General features: G+C 63.3%; 15 protein-coding genes and 3 tRNA genes. 10 read left to right on the top strand and 8 right to left on the bottom strand.

Annotated features, from left to right (window positions below):
- The first annotated feature begins 53 nt into the window (after positions 1 to 53).
- Positions 54 to 335 carry a hypothetical protein gene (locus JWQ90_RS21610; protein WP_299697061.1) on the top strand — a complete coding sequence of 94 codons (282 nt, stop codon included), beginning with the start codon at positions 54 to 56 and terminating at the stop codon, positions 333 to 335.
- A gap of 22 nt (positions 336 to 357) precedes the next feature.
- Here JWQ90_RS21610 and JWQ90_RS21605 read toward each other — a convergent pair whose 3' ends face one another.
- Positions 358 to 801, bottom strand: coding sequence for a hypothetical protein (locus tag JWQ90_RS21605; protein ID WP_299697060.1), 444 nt, complete (start codon positions 799 to 801; stop codon positions 358 to 360).
- Positions 802 to 835: 34 nt separating this feature from the next.
- On the opposite strand from JWQ90_RS21605, the gene JWQ90_RS21600 reads away from it, so the two are divergent.
- The 4 genes from JWQ90_RS21600 to JWQ90_RS21585 all read left to right on the top strand — a co-directional run bounded on the left by JWQ90_RS21600 (position 836) and on the right by JWQ90_RS21585 (position 5,673).
- Positions 836 to 2,254 (top strand): AarF/ABC1/UbiB kinase family protein, encoded by a 1,419-nt coding sequence (locus JWQ90_RS21600; protein WP_299697059.1) that lies wholly within the window; start codon positions 836 to 838, stop codon positions 2,252 to 2,254.
- Between the two features lie 194 nt (positions 2,255 to 2,448).
- Positions 2,449 to 3,801, top strand: a complete 1,353-nt coding sequence (locus JWQ90_RS21595; protein WP_299697058.1) for a DUF1329 domain-containing protein — start codon at positions 2,449 to 2,451, stop codon at positions 3,799 to 3,801.
- A 103-nt stretch (positions 3,802 to 3,904) separates the two neighbouring features.
- Entirely contained in the window at positions 3,905 to 4,396 is a 492-nt protein-coding gene (locus JWQ90_RS21590; protein ID WP_299697057.1) for a DUF2505 domain-containing protein, read from the top strand.
- Between the two features lie 65 nt (positions 4,397 to 4,461).
- Positions 4,462 to 5,673, top strand: a complete 1,212-nt coding sequence (locus JWQ90_RS21585; RefSeq protein ID WP_299697056.1) for a serine hydrolase domain-containing protein — start codon at positions 4,462 to 4,464, stop codon at positions 5,671 to 5,673.
- Here the strand turns inward: JWQ90_RS21585 and JWQ90_RS21580 are convergent.
- The 4 genes from JWQ90_RS21580 to JWQ90_RS21570 all read right to left on the bottom strand — a co-directional run bounded on the left by JWQ90_RS21580 (position 5,614) and on the right by JWQ90_RS21570 (position 8,107).
- Positions 5,614 to 7,071: a wax ester/triacylglycerol synthase family O-acyltransferase gene (locus JWQ90_RS21580; RefSeq protein ID WP_299697055.1), complete on the bottom strand. Its 1,458-nt coding sequence runs from the start codon at positions 7,069 to 7,071 to the stop codon at positions 5,614 to 5,616. The two genes, JWQ90_RS21585 and JWQ90_RS21580, sit on opposite strands and share 60 nt — an antisense overlap.
- A 286-nt stretch (positions 7,072 to 7,357) precedes the next feature.
- Entirely contained in the window at positions 7,358 to 7,768 is a 411-nt protein-coding gene (locus JWQ90_RS29290) for a DUF6338 family protein (protein WP_366919567.1), read from the bottom strand.
- A 171-nt stretch (positions 7,769 to 7,939) separates the two neighbouring features.
- Positions 7,940 to 8,015: transfer RNA gene (locus tag JWQ90_RS21575), tRNA-Glu, on the bottom strand.
- Positions 8,016 to 8,031: 16 nt separating this feature from the next.
- Positions 8,032 to 8,107 (bottom strand) — tRNA-Ala (locus JWQ90_RS21570).
- A gap of 143 nt (positions 8,108 to 8,250) precedes the next feature.
- Between JWQ90_RS21570 and JWQ90_RS21565 the strand changes: the two genes are divergently transcribed.
- Positions 8,251 to 9,909, top strand: coding sequence for an isovaleryl-CoA dehydrogenase (locus JWQ90_RS21565; protein WP_299697054.1), 1,659 nt, complete (start codon positions 8,251 to 8,253; stop codon positions 9,907 to 9,909).
- 347 nt (positions 9,910 to 10,256) lie between these two features.
- Here JWQ90_RS21565 and JWQ90_RS21560 read toward each other — a convergent pair whose 3' ends face one another.
- Genes JWQ90_RS21560 through JWQ90_RS21550 form a run of 3 tightly spaced genes read right to left on the bottom strand, consistent with a single transcriptional unit; the run spans position 10,257 to position 12,339 of the window.
- Positions 10,257 to 11,042, bottom strand: coding sequence for a heme ABC transporter ATP-binding protein (locus JWQ90_RS21560; RefSeq protein WP_299697053.1), 786 nt, complete (start codon positions 11,040 to 11,042; stop codon positions 10,257 to 10,259).
- A 4-nt stretch (positions 11,043 to 11,046) separates the two neighbouring features.
- Complete coding sequence (locus JWQ90_RS21555) at positions 11,047 to 12,102, bottom strand: iron ABC transporter permease (RefSeq protein ID WP_299697052.1); 1,056 nt, start codon at positions 12,100 to 12,102, stop codon at positions 11,047 to 11,049.
- 45 nt (positions 12,103 to 12,147) lie between these two features.
- The gene (locus JWQ90_RS21550; protein WP_299697051.1) at positions 12,148 to 12,339 is read right to left on the bottom strand and encodes a hemin uptake protein HemP; all 192 of its coding nucleotides are present in this window, start codon (positions 12,337 to 12,339) and stop codon (positions 12,148 to 12,150) included.
- A gap of 205 nt (positions 12,340 to 12,544) precedes the next feature.
- Here JWQ90_RS21550 and JWQ90_RS21545 point away from each other — a divergent pair.
- From JWQ90_RS21545 to clpX, 4 genes are all read left to right on the top strand, one after another.
- Positions 12,545 to 12,629: transfer RNA gene (locus JWQ90_RS21545), tRNA-Leu, on the top strand.
- A gap of 107 nt (positions 12,630 to 12,736) precedes the next feature.
- Positions 12,737 to 14,050 (top strand): trigger factor, encoded by a 1,314-nt coding sequence (gene tig, locus JWQ90_RS21540; protein WP_299697050.1) that lies wholly within the window; start codon positions 12,737 to 12,739, stop codon positions 14,048 to 14,050.
- Between the two features lie 36 nt (positions 14,051 to 14,086).
- Positions 14,087 to 14,743 carry an ATP-dependent Clp endopeptidase proteolytic subunit ClpP gene (clpP, locus tag JWQ90_RS21535; RefSeq protein ID WP_299697049.1) on the top strand — a complete coding sequence of 219 codons (657 nt, stop codon included), beginning with the start codon at positions 14,087 to 14,089 and terminating at the stop codon, positions 14,741 to 14,743.
- A gap of 128 nt (positions 14,744 to 14,871) precedes the next feature.
- Positions 14,872 to 16,146: an ATP-dependent Clp protease ATP-binding subunit ClpX gene (clpX, locus tag JWQ90_RS21530; RefSeq protein ID WP_299697048.1), complete on the top strand. Its 1,275-nt coding sequence runs from the start codon at positions 14,872 to 14,874 to the stop codon at positions 16,144 to 16,146.
- The last annotated feature ends 62 nt before the right edge of the window (positions 16,147 to 16,208 follow it).

Raw genomic sequence — 16,208 nt, 5'->3', positions numbered from 1 at the left:
GCATCCTGCCTCATCTGAGAGGTGCAAGGCGGTAACAGGGACGGAGACCTTTGATGAAAACCACGATGAAGTCGGCGCTCAACTTTAGCGCAGGGATGCTGCTGCTGACGACGACCGCGGCGGCGCTGGCCTGTGAGCCGCAGCAGCAGCGGCCGGGACAGGCGGCAATGGACACGATACGCGAGCAGGCGATGGCGCAGCTGCGCAGCGAAGCCTTGGCCAGTCTGCAGCCGCGGATCGCCCGGGATCTGGTTGCCGCGGTGCAGCTTGCCGCTCCGCGCCACATGATCGCCGCCGGCATGCCCCTGGTCGGCCGCAGCAGCGCGGCGCCCTAGCGCCGTCGTCGGCTGTTGCCGATTAGTCCAGATAGCTGCTGATGGTCTTGCCCAGCTCCGGCAATACGGCCTGAAGCTCGCTGCGCACGCTGCTGCGGAGTTTGCCGTAGGCCATCTTGACCGGCTCGTTCGGGCTATCCGCCGCGCGCCGGTCGATCACGCCGGTCAGCGCGTCGGTCGCCTCGTCCGAGTGCTTGTTCAGGAACAGGCTAAAATCGGTTTCCGAAGACTGGCGGAACAGCTGATGCAGGGGCTCCAAAGCGACGGCGAAATCCGGCAGCAGCTTTTTCACGATGCGTGGGATCGCATCGGGTACCGCGGTCTTGAACATCGCCAGCCCGGCTCTCAGCGCGATGCCTCGCAGGCTGCGCAGCCCGTTCAGATGGCGTTCGATCACTTTCGCGCAGTCTCCGGCCACTGCCTCGCGTTGGTGGTCTACCAGCAGAATGTCCGCAAGTGTTCTCATCGTAGGTGGTCTATCAGGTCAGAAGAGGGTGGGCATGTCGGAGCATAGCGACGATTCGCCCCAGCCGCTGATCAGAAAGCCCGGTATGGATCGCCTGAAAACACGGCCGTTCGAACGCAATCTCGCCTTGACCAAGCTGGGCTTCGGTGCCGGCAGCAGCATTGTCGCTCACAGTATCCGCAATATTTTCCGCGGCAACATCTCACGGGACGAAGCCAACCGCGGCTTTTATCAAAAACAGGCCCAGATCCTGGCCGACGAACTTGGGCAGCTCAAGGGCAGCGTGATGAAGGCTGGGCAGATGCTGTCGCTGTACGGACAGTATTTTCTGCCGGAGGAGGCTGTCGAGGTCTTATCGACGCTTCAGGACGACACTCCCGCGGTGTCCTGGAAGTACGTCAAGCCGGTGCTCGATCAGCAACTCGGCCGGGACAGGCTGCGTGAACTCGACATCGACGAAGAGCCGATGGCCGCTGCCTCGCTGGGCCAGGCGCACCGCGCTCGCCGCAAGCGCGACGGCCTGGAACTGGTCGTCAAAATACAATACCCAGGCGTCGCCGACGCTATCGACAGCGATATCAAGACGCTGTCGCGGCTGCTGCTGATGTCGCGGCTGACGCCCAAGGGACTCGACATCGGCCCGATTTTCGCCGAGCTGCGCGAGATGCTGGTGCAGGAAGTCGACTACATCGCCGAGCGCAAATTTACCGAGGATTTCGCCAGGCGCCTGGCCGGGGACCAGCGCTTTGCGGTGCCGCAGGTCGTCGGCGAGTACTGCGGCTCGCGTGTGCTGACGACGAGCTACGAGAGCGGTTGCAGCATCCGCGCGGCGGCGGTGCAGAATCTGTCCCAGGCCCGCCGCGATCGTCTGGGCGAGGCCTTCATCGAGCTGTTCCTGACCGAATTCTTCGATTGGGGGCTGGTGCAGACTGATCCGCATTTCGGCAATTACCGCTTCCGCGTCGACCCCGACGGCGAAGATCGCATCGTGTTGATCGATTTCGGCGCGACGCGCCGTTTCGAGCGCAAGTTCGTCAAATCCTATGCCTGCATCGTGCGCGGCGCGATCGAGCACGATCACGCCTTGATCGAGCGAGGTGCCATTGAAATCGGGCTGATTCAAGCTGGATTTCCTAAGGCTGCGATGCAGGCGTTCTCCGAGATGTGTGAGACGATCGTCGAGCCATTCACCGATCCTGCCGAGGGCAGGATTCCTGCTGCTTTGTTGACTCCCAGCGGCGACTACCGCTGGGGTGAAAGCGATCTGCCGATGCGTGCGGCTCAGGCTGGTGCCAAGAATGCCCTGTCGGTGCATTTTCGGGTTCCGCCGCGCGAGATCGTGTTCCTGCATCGGCGCCTGGCCGGAGTCTTCATCATGCTGGCGCATCTGCGATCCGAGTTCAGTGCGCGTCAGCCCTTGCTCGACGCGTTGCCGAAGCTGGAAAAGGCTTGATTCAACGACCTGCTGACGGTTTTGTCAGTTGCCGACATCATGGATTTTTCAAGCAGTACGCTGCCGATGGCTTGGCGTTTGGAGGCGGGAAATGTTTGGAAGTTTGACGGGAATTGGCTAGCATCCCGCGTCAGTTTTCATCAACGATAACCGAGCGGGTAAGAACGACTCGGCCCCTAGTGAGGAGAGGTACCATGAAACAGCGCTTCGCTGTAGCGGTCGGTGCGTTCTGCATTGCTTATGCAGCACTTGCCGCGGCAAAGGTTGGCCCCGATGAAGCTGGCAAACTCGGCAAGGATCTGACTCCGGTCGGCGCCGAAAAGGCCGGCAACAAGGACGGCTCGATTCCCGAATGGACGCCGGCGAGCAAGCATGGCGATCTGAAGGGCGAGTTCCCGCACGACGCCAAGATCGACGCCGACAAGCCCAAGTTCACCATCACCAAGGCGAACATGGATCAGTACGCCGACAAGCTGACCGAAGGTCACAAGTGGCTGCTGAAGAACTACGACACGTACAAGATGAACGTCTATCCGACGCATCGTGACGTGAACTTCCCGGAAGAGATCAAAACCGCGACGGTCAAGAACGCGACCACCTGCGAGATGATCGGCACCGACATTCTCGACAACTGCAAGCTCGGCTTCCCGTTTCCGATCCCGAAGACCGGTGCGGAACCGGTCTGGAACCACAAGCTGAAGTTCCGCGGTGAAGCGGCCAAGCGTTACAACAACCAGATGATCGTGCAGCGCGACGGCTCGTTCCAGCTGACCAAGATCATCGAAGACGCGGCGTTCTACTACGGCTCGATCAGCAAGCAGGTTCCGCTGACCAAGGACTCCGGCGAGTTTCTGCGTTATCTGTCGCGCACGGTTGCGCCGCCGCGTCTGGCCGGCACCTTCATCCTCGTGCACGAAAAAGCGGGTACCGGTGAGGCAGGCCGCGCGGCCTGGCTTTATACGCCGGCTCTGAAGCGCATCCGCCGTGCGCCGACGGTGTGCTGCGACAACCCCTACGAGGGCACCGACGGCCACCAGTTCTACGATCAGGTGGACATGTTCAACGGCTCGCTCGAGCGCTTCAACTGGAAGCTGCTCGGCAAGAAGGAAATGTTCATCCCGTACGATAGCAACAAGATCGCCGGCAATACGGTCAAGTACAAGGATCTGATTCGTCCGAAGCATCTGAACCAGGATCTGTCGCGCTACGAGCTGCACCGCGTCTGGGTGGTCGAGGCGAACCTGAAGGAAGGCACCAGCCACACCTTCCACAAGCGCACGATGTACCTCGACGAAGACTCCTGGAACATCGTGGCCGAAGACAATTACGACAGCCGCAATCAGCTGGTTCAGCTGCATGAAGGCCACCTGGTCATCGGTTACAACATCCAGGCTGCGTCGACCGTGCCGGAAGTGATCTATCACTTCGACTCGGGCCGCTATTTCATCACGGCCGCGTTCAACGAAGATCAGCCTTATGATCTGTCGGTGAAGTACAACGACGACTTCTTCAACGCCAGTTCGGTGCAGAAGATGACGACGAAGTAGGGCGCAAGCCTTATCGTCGAGCGCTTGAGTTTCAAAGCCGCCGGGTAGCCCCCGGCGGTTTTTTTATAGATGCCGTTCTTGTGAGATCGATGTCGCTATGGCCGTGAAATTCACAAGTGAACTGAAGTACCCGAAGCCCGTCGACGTGGTGATGAAGATGTTTACCGATCCGGCTTATTTCGAGCGCAAGTACCAGGCGCTGGAAGTATCGGATTTCGCCGTGACGCAGCACGTGGCAGGTGATAGCTTCAGTTTGCGCTATCGTTTTCGCGCCGCTGGCGAGACCCGTGTGCCGGACTTCGCCAGGAAGCTGATCGGTGACGCGATCCGCGTCGGTCAGGTCGATGCCTGGCATGTTTCCCGGCGCGTCGGCACGATCGATATCGAGATCGGCGGTGCACCGGCGAGTGTGCATGCCGACATGAAGCTCGAAGCCGACAGCGCCAAGACCAGCGTATTGAAGCTGGACTGGCAAGTGCGCTGTGGCATCCCGCTGATCGGCGGTAAAATCGAAAAGCTGATTGCCGGGGACGTGCAGCGTCGAACGGCCGCCGACGGACAAGTCTCGATCAAGCTGCTGGCGGACTACGCATGAGCCCGATGTTGCTGAAATCCATCCTTAAGCCGAACCGGCTGCCTGTCCCAGTGGACCTGCGGAGCGTGACGACCCGCGACGTCGCGGCTGAAGTCGATCCGGAATCGGTCGACATGACCCAAGCTCAGGTCGACAAGATCTGGCACAGCATCGAGCGCTTGTATCGCACCGGATTGCAGCCGGCGATCTCGCTGACGTTGCGGCGCAAGGGCCGGATCGTGATCCGTCGCAGCATCGGCCATGCCCAGCTCGGCGATGGACGCAGGCCGGGCTTGCTGTGCACCAACGAGACGCCGGTCTGCCTGTTCTCGGCGTCCAAGGCGATTACCGCGATGCTGGTGCACAAGCTGGTCGAGCAGCGTCAGCTGGGGCTCGACGACCGCATCGCGCGCTTCATTCCGGAATATGCGGCAGAAGGAAAGGGTGCGACGACGGTGCGGCATCTGCTGGCGCATCGCGCCGGCATTCCGCGCGTGCCGGAGGGTGCCACGCCGGAAATGTTGTTCGACTGGGATTCGGTGGTCGCACGGCTGTGTGCCGCCAAGCCGATCAATGCCGATGGCAATGCGCAGAGTTATCACGCGATTACCGGTGGTTTCATCCTGGGTGAGCTGGCTCAGCGCATATCCGGTGCGCAGCTGCGCGATCTGCTGCGCGACATGATCGCCGAGCCTATGGGCTTGAAAAGCATGAGCTTCGGCGTGCCCGAGCAGCAGCGGGCAAAAGTGGCGCTGAACTACTGCACCGGTCCGCGCTCGTGGTTCCCGCTGACCACGTATATCCACAATGTGCTGGGCGCGTCGTTCGAGCGAGTCACCGACGTCTCCAACAGTGCCGGCTTCATGTCCTCGGTGATTCCGGCCGGCAATATCTACGCGACGAGTGATGATGCCGGCGCGTTCTACCAGATGCTGCTGCAGCGCGGCGAGTACAAGGGCAGGCAGATTTTCAAGCCGGAGACGGTGGCCGAGGCGATTCGCCCGGCCGGGCCGATTCATATCGACCGTACCTTGTTGCTGCCGGTGCGGTTCAGCGCCGGTTTCGTGCTGGGTGAATGGCCGGCAGGCATCTATGGCCGGGATTGCCGTAGCGCCTTCGGGCACCTGGGTTTTCTGACTACGATCTGCTGGGCTGATCCGGCTCGCGATATTTCGGTCGGCTTCGTCAACAGCGGCAAGACGCTGTCGGTGGATCAGCTGGTGCCGATGGGCGGCGTGCTAGGGTCCATCAGTGGCAGCTGCAAACCGCTTGCGCGTGCGCGGCGCACTGTGGATTGAGACCACTCGCAGTGCGCTGGTGTCGGTGATGCCCAGCGCCTGCTCGAGTTCGTTCAGCGCATCGCCGGCATGCACGGCGAGACGCTGCACACTGGGCACCGCATTGCGGCAGGCGGTAAAGCTGAAAGTCAGCGCGTCGGCATAGCCGAGCACGGTCACGTTCAGTGCCTGGCCGCGGAACAGCACCGACAGCGGAAACATGCCGTCGAGTTCGGCGCCATCGAAATAAAGTTTCTGCTTCGATGCCTGTACGTTCGACACGATCAGGTTGAACAGCGGCGGCAGCCGTGTTGCCGACCGCGTGATCTGGCCCAAGGTCAGCGGCGCCATCAGCAGCAGGCTGTATTGCGCCAGCGCGGCGCGCGACATGCGCTGCACGTGGCGTTTGCCGGCCAGGGTCGAGGTATTGATCGCCGACAGTCGCTCGGTAGGATCGGCCAGCTGCGTTTCGAGATCGACGATCAATCCGCTCATCGAGTTGCCGCCGACTCTGCCGCGCTGCGGGCGCAGCGCGACCGGCACCATCGACACCAGCGACAGCCGCGGCAGCGCTTCCAGCTCGAGCAGATATCGGCGCAACGCGCCGCCGACCACGGCGAGCACGATGTCGTTCACGGACGCGCCACTGCTCTCTGCCAGTTTTTTGAAGCGCGAGAGTCTCAGGCTCTGTGTCGCAAAGCGACGCTGGCCGCCGATGTTGGCGTTGAGCGTGCTGTGCGGCGCCTTGAACAGCGCGCTGATGCTGCCGTTGGGATATTCCTGGGCGGCACGCGCGAGGCTGCGATACAGCTCCGGTACCGCCAGCAGCTGCGAACGGGCGCGGGCCAGCCACTGCTGGAATGGAGCCAGCGGCCCCTGGCTCGGCAGGCGCACACTGACTGGCAGCGGCATCGCCCAGGGCGGCGGCTGGTTCAGCAGGGCCAAGTCTTCCGATAGCCAGGACTTGAGTATGCGCAGGCCGCCCATGCCATCGACGGCAGCGTGATGCCCTTTGAAATAGATCGCGAAGCGCTGGTTCTCCAGCCCTTCGATCACATGACATTCCCATGGCGGCCGGCTGAGGTCCAGCGGATGGGAGTGCAGCCTTGAGATCAGCACGCCGAGTTCGCGTTCGCCGCCCGGGCGCGGCAGTGCCGAATGGCGCAGGTGATAGTCCAGATCGACGTCCTGGGTGATTTCCCAGGCGGGTGCGAGCCTGGCGAGCAGGCCCTGCGCGAGCACGTGATTGAACGGCGGCCGGCTCACCGGATAACCGCGCAGCCGCGCGACCAGCTGGCTCAGGTAGTCGGGCCCGGCTTTGGCCGGCAGCTTGAAAGTCAGCAGCACGCCGACGTGCATCGGGGTCTCGACCGACTCCATGTTGAGGAAGCAGGCGTCGAGCAGGCTGAGGCGCTTCATCGATGTCCTTATCGGATCCAGGCGTAATGCCGGGTTCCAAGACTACACGTTCAACGCAGCACTAGGGACGACGTATTGGCTTGGCGGCTACTTCTTCGCAGGCGGCGGGCTGGGGGAAGGAGCGGGCCTGGTGCTTGTTGGGGTTGGGTTGGAGTTGTCCCGGGTCGGGACTCGGGTCGGCGGTGGCGGGTTACTGCCTTTTCTATTTGGATTGCTCACGGGTTTGCTCCTGTACTCGGTTCTTCTGGCTTCAGAAATTCGACCCACTTTACGTCGGTCACATTAATCAGGATGCCGTCCAAGGCCGACAGATCAAGAGCAACGTCGTGCTCATCAATCCAGGCTGGCTGCATGATGTAGAAGTGTCCCCTGCTGCTGTCGATAGGCCATTCTTAGGGGTAGCCGTCAGGTAGGCCATTCCCGTCCCTAACGAAAACCCTAGCGCCAGGGTAGTAAGCCCGGCGGCATACTGGTCCCAGGGTCTGAAGCTGTGCAGTTGGCCGATCAGCTCGAAACACCACTGAAGAGCGGGTGTGATCGCCTGGATAATCAGCGTGAGGATTAAGGCCTGTACTACGCGTTTGAACTGGGAGGGTTTCGGGTGCGAAGTTAGCCCGTAATAAACCCATCCCGCGACGAAGCCTGGCAGTAGGTACGCGAGGAGCGCTACAACGTCTTTTCCCAGCTCTTCAGGCATTTGATTCAGACCCTGACAATGCAGGCAGAGTATCTGAATCTGAGGCCCCGGCAACTGTGGCGCCCTGTCGCTACCTCGCTAGAGGATGAAGTAGCGCGCACTCGATTTTGTGCGCCAGCTTTACACGGTGAGCAGAATTTCAGCGCAGCTTACATAGTGCATTGAAATGAATGGCGTTCCCAAGGGGATTCGAACCCCTGTTACATCCGTGAAAGGGACGTGTCCTAGGCCTCTAGACGATGGGAACGTCGTTGAACAAACTTTGGTGGAGCTAGTCGGGATCGAACCGACGACCTCCTGCATGCCATGCAGGCGCTCTCCCAGCTGAGCTATAGCCCCGTTTCCGAGGGCGCGCAGTATAGGCGACTGGTTTCTGGCTAACAAGAGTTGTTGAGCGTTTTCGATCAGTCTTTTGACGGTCGCGACGATCGTCGTTGCGATGACGTGGTCTAATTCATCAGGTTCACGCCAGGCCATCCGTTATGCCGAATGCATCTGCCGATGAGGGCGCCAGCGCCGCGATTTCGATCGAGCCGTTTTTCACTCACGACGTCGAGAATCAAGCACCGCCGCTGCGGGACTACAACGCTTACGAATCCGATGCGCCGCTGCGCGACGCGGTAGAGCGTGAGCATGCGGCCTGGGCGGGCGATGCTCTGGCCGGCTACGGCGCGGTCAGCGGCGGCGAGTTGCTGGATCTGGGTTTCGCAGCCAACGAGAACAAGCCGAAGCTGAAGACTTTCGATCGCTACGGCCATCGCATCGACGAAGTCGAATTTCATCCGGCCTATCACCGGGTGATGACGCTCGCGATGCAGCATGGCGTTCACAGTTTCGCGTGGCGGCATCAGCGGCCCGGGGCCCAGGTCGCACGATCGGCGCTGGCTTATCTTCATTACCAGGCGGAGGCGGGTACCAGCTGCCCGCTGACGATGACCTATGCCGCGGTCCCGGCCCTGAAGCATGCGCCGACGCTGGCCGCGCAGTGGCTGCCTCGCATCACCTCGCTGGAATACGACGCGCGAGTCCTGCCTGCGGCAGACAAGCGCGGCTGCACGATCGGCATGGGCATGACCGAGAAACAGGGCGGCTCCGACGTGCGCGCCAACACGAGCCGCGCGTTCGAATCCGATGACGGCTATCGCATCGTCGGCCACAAATGGTTTTTCTCGGCGCCGATGTGCGATGCCTGGCTGGTGCTGGCGCAGGCCGGCTCCGGACTGAGCTGCTTCCTGATGCCGAAGCTGCTGCCGGATGGGACCCGCAATGCGATCCGCATCCAGCGCCTGAAGGACAAGCTCGGCGACTGGAGCAACGCCTCGAGCGAAGTCGAGTTTCAGAATGCCTGGGCCGAACGCGTCGGCGAAGAAGGCCGCGGCGTCGCGACGATCCTGGAGATGGTCGCGCTGACGCGGCTCGACTGCATGACCGGCTCCGCGGCGCTGATGCGCCAGGCACTGGTGCAGGCGATCCATCACTGCCGCCATCGCAAGGCCTTCGGCCGTCTGCTGGTCGAGCAGCCGCTGATGAAGAACGTGCTGGCCGATCTGGCGATCGAAACCGAAGCCGCGACCGCGCTGGCGATGCGAACCGCGCGTGCGGTCGATTCCGGCGAGAGCGCACTGGCGCGGATCCTGACCGCGGCCGGCAAGTACTGGAACTGCAAGCGCGCGCCGGCGCTGGTCAACGAGGCGCAGGAATGTCTGGGCGGCGCGGGCTATGTCGAGGAGTCGATCATGCCGCGGCTGTACCGGCAGGCGCCGCTGAACTCGATCTGGGAAGGCAGCGGCAACGTGCAATGCCTCGATGTGCTGCGTGCGCTCGGCCGCGACTCGCAGTCGCGCGAAGCCTTGTTCACTGAGCTGTCGACCGCGCGTGGCGCAGACCGCTGTTTCGACGGGGAAGTGTCGCGTCTAGCCACCGCGCTCGACGATCCCGGCACCTGGGAAGTGCGTTCGCGTGATCTGGTCGAGCGCATGGCGCTGTGCCTGCAGGGCGCCCTGCTGTTGCGCGCCGGCGACCCGGTCGTCGCGCAGGCGTTTTGTGGCAGCCGGCTCGGCGGCGAACATGGCCTGGCCTTCGGCACGCTGCTGGCGCACACCCGCTTCGATCATCTGATCGATCGCGCCTGGCCGGCCTAGCGTCGTCAGTCAGAAGTCGGCGGCAAGGCAAACTTGTCTTCAAAGCCCAGAAGCCGGGCGGTGAAGGAGAGCTTGCCCTGGGCATCGCAAGTCGCGCTGATCAGACCGTCGGTGTCGTGCGCAGACAGCTGCCATCGGACGCATGCCTTGCGATCACGCCTGCGATTTCGAACGAGGTATTGAACCCCGCAGCCGAGTCCAAGGATGAAGAAGTCGCGTCAGGTATTCGCGGTGTTGTGGGGCGGGTGAACCTCGAGCATGGCGGGGCCGGCTGATGAGGGCGTTGAAAGCGAGGCGCTCGGATACCTAGCAAAGCGTGCGCCGAGCGCGCCGATCCGCGGAGCACCTTACCGGTGCAGAGGCGCAATCAGCGAATGGCCGTCTTCACTGCGATGCACGCCGAGTTCGATGCCGTACAGATCGCTCAGCTGCCGCGGCGTCAGCACCTCTGCCGGTTTGCCGGTGGCGATCAGGCGGCCGTTTCGCAGCAGCGTCACCCGGTCGGCATACGCCATCGCCTGATTCGGATCGTGCAGCACCGCGAGCACGCCGCCACCGGCGGCAGCGAAGCGGCGCATCTGCCGCAGGCACTGATACTGGTGCGCCAGATCGAGACTCGCGGTTGGCTCGTCCAGCAGCAGGTATCGCGCTTCAGCGGTGGTGTCGCCGTCGCCCGCGAGTTGAGCGAGCACGCGCGCAAACTGCACTCGGGCCCGCTCGCCGCCGGAGAGGGTCGGGTAGCGCTGCCCGGCCAGTTCGAGCACGCCGGCCGCCGCCAGCGATTCGTCGACGATGCGGCGCTGCGTATTGTGGTGCGTATCGCCCCAGGGCAGCCGGCCCAGCGACACGACCTCGGCCGCGGTGAAGCCGAAGCGCAGGCTCTCCTGCTGCAGCAACACCGCGCGCCGCCGCGCCAGGCTGCCGAGCGACCAGGCCGCAAGCTCGCGATCGTCCAGCGTAACGTGACCGCTGTCGGGCTTCAGGTCGCCGGCCAGCACGCTGAGCAGCGTCGATTTGCCGGCGCCGTTCGGGCCGAGCACGGCATGCACTTCGCCGGGCGTTATGCTGAGCGACACCGAGTCGAGCAGCAGGCGCGCGCCGCGGTGGACGCTGACCTGGCTGGCCGCCAGCATCGCGCTACCAGCTCTCGACGCGGTCACGATGGCGCAGCAGCAGATACAGGAAGAACGGTGCACCGAGCGCGGCGGTCAAGATACCGACGGGCAGTTCCTGCGGTGCGAACGCAAGCCGCGACGCCAGGTCGGCGAAGGCCAGCAGCGCGGCGCCGCCCAGTGCCGATGCCGGCAACAGCAGGCGGTGATCCGGTCCGGCCCAGAGCCGCACCCAGTGCGGCGCCAGCAGGCCGATGAAACCGATCAGGCCGCTCAGCGCGACACAGCAGGACACCGCGAGCACGATCGCGGTCAGCAGCCGCCGCTTCAGCTTTTCGACGTCGACGCCCAGATGGCGTGCCTCGGCTTCACCGAGCAGCAGCGCGTTCAGCGCACGCGCCTGCCGCGGCAGCCAGAGCAGCACACCGATCATCAACGGCGCCCCGACCGCGATCTCGCGCCAGCCGGCCTTGGCCAGCGAGCCGAACATCCAGAAGCTGATGCTGCGCAGCGCGCCCGGGTCGGCCACCGAGACGATAAAGCCGATCCCGGCCGCGGCCAGCGCGTTCGCGGCGAGGCCGGCCAGCAGCAGCGTGGTCACGCGTGTATAGCCCTCGGATCGGGCGACGCGGCTCGCGGCGGTCGCCACCGCCAGGCCGCCGACGAAGGCCGCGACCGGCGTAATCAGGGCCTGAGCCCAGGGCGCCACGGCGTGGCTCAGCAGGATGGTCAGCGCGGCGGCCAGGGCCGCGCCGCTGGCGACGCCGACCAGGCCGGGGTCGGCAAGCGGGTTGCGGAACAGGCCCTGCATCGCGGCGCCGGCCTGCGCCAGGCTGGCGCCAACCAGCAGCGCCAGCACCACGCGCGGCAAGCGTAGGTCGAGCACCGCGCTGGATTCAAAGCGGCTTGTCGTCGGTGACAGCTGCTGGCCGAGCGGCGGGAACAGCGCTCCGAGCACGCGCTCGGGCGAAATGGCGATGTTGCCCAGGCAGAGCCCGAGCAAGGCCGCCAGGACGGCGGCTCCGATCAGTAGCAATAGCAGCAGGCGCGCGCGGCGGCGGGGATCGGATCGATCGGGCATAGCGGCGCATTGTGCATGAGCCGCTATGCCCCGGGCGGGTGAAACCTATTTGTTCAGGATCAGCTTGTCATTGCGGGTCAGGCGCAGGCGGTATTCCTGGCCCTGGTGCTCGATGATCAGCTCGTGCGTGCCGCGGAACAGGTCCTGGCTCTTGAGCCGGGGCTGCGGAGCGGGGCGCTGCGAATGCGGGCTGCGGCCTTGCAGGCTCAGGGTGGCGCTCAGGCTCGTCGGTTCCATTTACAGCTCCTTGTCGTCGTTTCGATTGCGGCAGTCGGCAGACGAATGATAATCATTATCGATAAAGCGTCAAGCGCCGCCTGTCGATCGGGCCACGTATCAGGCGCCAGGAACGCCCGGACAGTTGCCAGCAATGCGCCGGCATTGCTGACCTCGGCTGGGTGTTCATGGCTGATATACTTCGCAGCCCGCGTGGAGCGCGTAGGCGAAAGTGGCGGAATTGGTAGACGCCCAGGATTTAGGTTCCTGTGCCGCAAGGCGTGCGAGTTCGAGTCTCGCCTTTCGCACCAACAACATCGAAGCGCCACCCGGTTAGACAGTGCTTGCCGATAACTAGAGATCAGGCCCTTTGTAGCCGGATCGTCAATCCTCTCAACGATATAAGAGTCATTCTTCAATGGAAGTCCAACTCGAAGCCCCGGGCGGCCTGCTCCGCCAACTCAAGGTCCGTATCCCTGCCGAAAACGTCGCCAAGGCCGTCGATCAGCGCCTGAAGCAGATGTCGGCACGCGCCAAGATCCCGGGTTTCCGTCCGGGCAAGGCGCCGTTCAAGGTGATCCAGCAGCAGTACGGCGCCAGCGCCCGCCTCGACGCGGTCAGCGATCTGGTGCAAAAGAGCTACCCGGAAGCGCTGGGCCAGGCCGGCGTCAACCCGGCCGGCATGCCCAAGATCGACATCACGGCCGAAACCGAAGGCCAGCCGCTGGAATACACCGCCAGCTTCGAGGTCTACCCGGAAATCGTGCTGCAGGGCCTGAGCGCGCTTGCGATCGAGAAGCCGGTGGTCAACATCCAGGAAGCCGACATCGACAAGCTGGTCGACAACCTGCGCAAGGGCCGCCGCGAGCTGGAAGCCGTCAGCCGTGCCGCCACCGCCGGCGATCAGGTCAGCATCGATTTCGACGGCAAGATCGACGGCGTCGCGTTCCAGGGTGGCAAGGGCGAGAAGGTCGAGTTCGAGATCGGTGCCGGCCAGTTCCTGCCGGACCTCGAGAACGGCATCGTCGGCCATGCGGCCGGTGAGAGCTTCACCGTGCCGGTCAGCTTCCCCGAGGACTATCGCTCGGAAGAACTCAAGGGCAAGACCGCGCATTTCGACGTGGTCGTGCATGAAGTCAAGGGCGTCAAGCTGCCGGACCTCGACGATGCCGAGTTCCTGAAGGCGCACAACGTCGAGTCCGCCGCCGCGCTGCGTGAAAAGGGCCTCAAGGCGCTGGAGAGCGAGCGCGACAAGGCGGTCCGCGGCCGTTTGAAGGCCCAGGCCCTGGAGCAGCTGCTGGCGCAGAACCCGATCGACGTGCCGAGCGCGCTGATCGAGCAGGAAGTCCCGCGTCTGCGTGAAGACGCCGCCCAGCGCATGAACATGCGCAACCTGACGCCCGAGAAGCGCGATGAACTCCTGCCGGCTTCGCTGTTCGAACAGACCGCCCGTCGCCGCGTCGCGCTCGGCCTGCTGATCGGCGAGGTGCTCAAGGAGCGCGCGATCAAGCTGGATCCGGCCCGCGTCGACAAGGCGCTGGACGACATGGCCGCCGACTACGAGCAGCCCGAAGAGGTCAAACAGTACTATCGGAGCAATGCCCAGATGATGCAGGGCCTGAGCGCGGTGGTGCTGGAAGACCAGGTCGTCGAGAGCCTGCTCGACGGCATCACACCGACCGAGCAGCCGATGTCGCTGGAGCAGCTATTGAATCCCCAGGCTCAGGCCTGAACTTAAGTTTTCGCCTAATCGTCCGCCATAGAAGACATGACCTCCTATTCCAATGTCGATTCCAACGTCGATTCCAACGTGTTGATCGGCCGTGCCCAGGGCCTCGTTCCGATGGTGGTCGAGCAGACCGCCCGTGGCGAGCGCGCTTACGACATCTTCTCGCGCCTGCTCAAGGAGCGGGTGGTGTTCATCGTCGGGCCGATCGACGACTACGTGGCCAACCTGGCGGTCGCCCAGCTGCTGTTCCTGGAGTCGGAGAACCCGGACAAGGACATCCATCTGTACATCAACTCGCCGGGCGGCGTGATCACCGCCGGCCTGGCGATCTACGACACGATGAAGTTCATCAAGCCGGACATCGCGACCATGTGCATCGGCCAAGCCGCCAGCATGGGTGCGTTCCTGCTGTCGGCCGGCGCCAAGGGCAAGCGCTACTCGCTGCCGCACTCGCGGATCATGATCCACCAGCCCTCCGGCGGTACCCAGGGCGCGGCGGCGGATATCGAGATCCAGGCTCGTGAGATCCTGTATTTGCGCGAACGCCTGAACCAGCTGATGGCCGCTCACACCGGCCAGCCTATCGAGCGGATCGAGAAGGACGTGGAGCGCGATTACTTCATGAGTGCCGAGCAGGCCAAGGAATACGGTCTGATCGACCGCATCCTGGAGACTCGGTCGGCCCCTGCCGTGTAGCTCGGACGGGGCGCTGTTGGTTGATTCATCAATAAGTTTTGGGCCATTTTGCGATTAATTGAGGCCGTGCTATATGTACGGCCACCGGCGTCAAGCGGTAGTCACAGCCGGCACGAGGATACAAAGAGATGAGTGGAGATTTGCGCGGCGGCACGCACAACGGACGAGTTCTGTACTGCTCGTTCTGCGGCAAGAGCGAACACGAAGTTCGCAAGCTGATCGCGGGCCCGTCGGTCTACATCTGCGACGAGTGCGTCGACCTCTGCAACGACATCATCCGCGAAGAAGTCCACGCCAAGCCGCAGACCAAGGGGCTGCCGAAGCCGCAGGAAATCCGCGCGGTGCTCGACGAGTACGTGATCGGGCAGGATCAGGCCAAGAAAGTGCTGTCGGTGGCGGTGTACAACCACTACAAGCGCCTGTCGGTCAAAGGATCGCAGGACGGTGTCGAACTCTCGAAGTCCAACATCCTGCTGATCGGCCCGACCGGTTCCGGCAAGACGCTGCTGGCCGAAACGCTGGCGCGCCTGCTCGACGTGCCGTTCGCGATCGCCGACGCCACCACGCTGACCGAGGCCGGTTACGTCGGCGAAGATGTCGAGAATATCATTCAGCGCCTGCTGCAGAAGTGCGACTACGACATCGAGAAGGCGCAGCGCGGCATCGTCTACATCGACGAAATCGACAAGATCGCGCGCAAGAGCGAGAACCCGTCGATCACCCGCGACGTATCGGGCGAGGGCGTGCAGCAGGCTCTGCTCAAACTGATCGAAGGCACCATCGCCCAGGTTCCGCCGCAGGGTGGCCGCAAGCATCCGCAGCAGGAATTCCTGCAGGTCAATACGGCCGGCATCCTGTTCATCTGCGGTGGCGCCTTCGCCGGCCTGGAGCGCGTGATCCAGCAGCGCACCGACAAGACCGGCATCGGCTTCTCGGCCGACGTGCGTTCGGCCAAAGAGAATGCGCAGATCAATAAGGTGCTGTCGGCGCTGGAGCCGGACGACCTGATCCGCTTCGGCCTGATCCCGGAATTCGTCGGCCGCCTGCCGGTCGCCGCGATTCTCGAGGAGCTCGACGAAGCCTCGCTGATGTCGATCCTGAAAGAGCCGAAGAACGCGCTGGTCAAGCAGTACGCCAAGCTGTTCCAGATGGAAGGCTGCCAGCTCGAACTGCGCGAAGACGCGCTGCGCGCGATCGCCCGCAAAGCCAAGGAACGCCGTACCGGCGCTCGCGGCCTGCGGACGATCCTCGAGAACATCCTGTTAGAGGTGATGTACGACCTGCCGTCGATGTCGAACGTGTCGAAAGTGGTGATCGACGAGGCCGTCGCCAAGGGCGAAGCCAAGCCGTTCATCGTCTATGAGAATGTCGAATCGCGTCGAGAAGTGAAGAACAGCGCCTGAGTTGTCGAAAAGTTTTTTGCTTCAGGAGACGCCCCGTTACACCGGGGCGTTTTCGTATCTGG

Origin of the sequence: Hydrocarboniphaga sp. (assembly GCF_028291725.1) — a bacterium.
In the GTDB taxonomy this organism is placed as follows: Bacteria; Pseudomonadota; Gammaproteobacteria; order Nevskiales; family Nevskiaceae; genus Hydrocarboniphaga.
The sequence above is the reverse complement of the archived record's forward strand: the minus strand, read 5'-3'. Positions and strand labels throughout refer to the sequence as shown.

Bases quoted from the DNA above. Each gene is read 5' to 3' on its own strand.
- JWQ90_RS21610 (WP_299697061.1), top strand. From the start codon at position 54: ATGAAAACCACGATGAAGTCGGCGCTCAACTTTAGCGCAGGGATGCTG.
- JWQ90_RS21605 (WP_299697060.1), bottom strand. From the start codon at position 801: ATGAGAACACTTGCGGACATTCTGCTGGTAGACCACCAACGCGAGGCA.
- JWQ90_RS21600 (WP_299697059.1), top strand. From the start codon at position 836: ATGTCGGAGCATAGCGACGATTCGCCCCAGCCGCTGATCAGAAAGCCC.
- JWQ90_RS21595 (WP_299697058.1), top strand. From the start codon at position 2,449: ATGAAACAGCGCTTCGCTGTAGCGGTCGGTGCGTTCTGCATTGCTTAT.
- JWQ90_RS21580 (WP_299697055.1), bottom strand. From the start codon at position 7,071: ATGAAGCGCCTCAGCCTGCTCGACGCCTGCTTCCTCAACATGGAGTCG.
- JWQ90_RS29290 (WP_366919567.1), bottom strand. From the start codon at position 7,768: ATGCCTGAAGAGCTGGGAAAAGACGTTGTAGCGCTCCTCGCGTACCTA.
- JWQ90_RS21565 (WP_299697054.1), top strand. From the start codon at position 8,251: ATGCCGAATGCATCTGCCGATGAGGGCGCCAGCGCCGCGATTTCGATC.
- JWQ90_RS21560 (WP_299697053.1), bottom strand. From the start codon at position 11,042: ATGCTGGCGGCCAGCCAGGTCAGCGTCCACCGCGGCGCGCGCCTGCTG.
- JWQ90_RS21555 (WP_299697052.1), bottom strand. From the start codon at position 12,102: ATGCCCGATCGATCCGATCCCCGCCGCCGCGCGCGCCTGCTGCTATTG.
- JWQ90_RS21550 (WP_299697051.1), bottom strand. From the start codon at position 12,339: ATGGAACCGACGAGCCTGAGCGCCACCCTGAGCCTGCAAGGCCGCAGC.
- tig (WP_299697050.1), top strand. From the start codon at position 12,737: ATGGAAGTCCAACTCGAAGCCCCGGGCGGCCTGCTCCGCCAACTCAAG.
- clpP (WP_299697049.1), top strand. From the start codon at position 14,087: ATGACCTCCTATTCCAATGTCGATTCCAACGTCGATTCCAACGTGTTG.
- clpX (WP_299697048.1), top strand. From the start codon at position 14,872: ATGAGTGGAGATTTGCGCGGCGGCACGCACAACGGACGAGTTCTGTAC.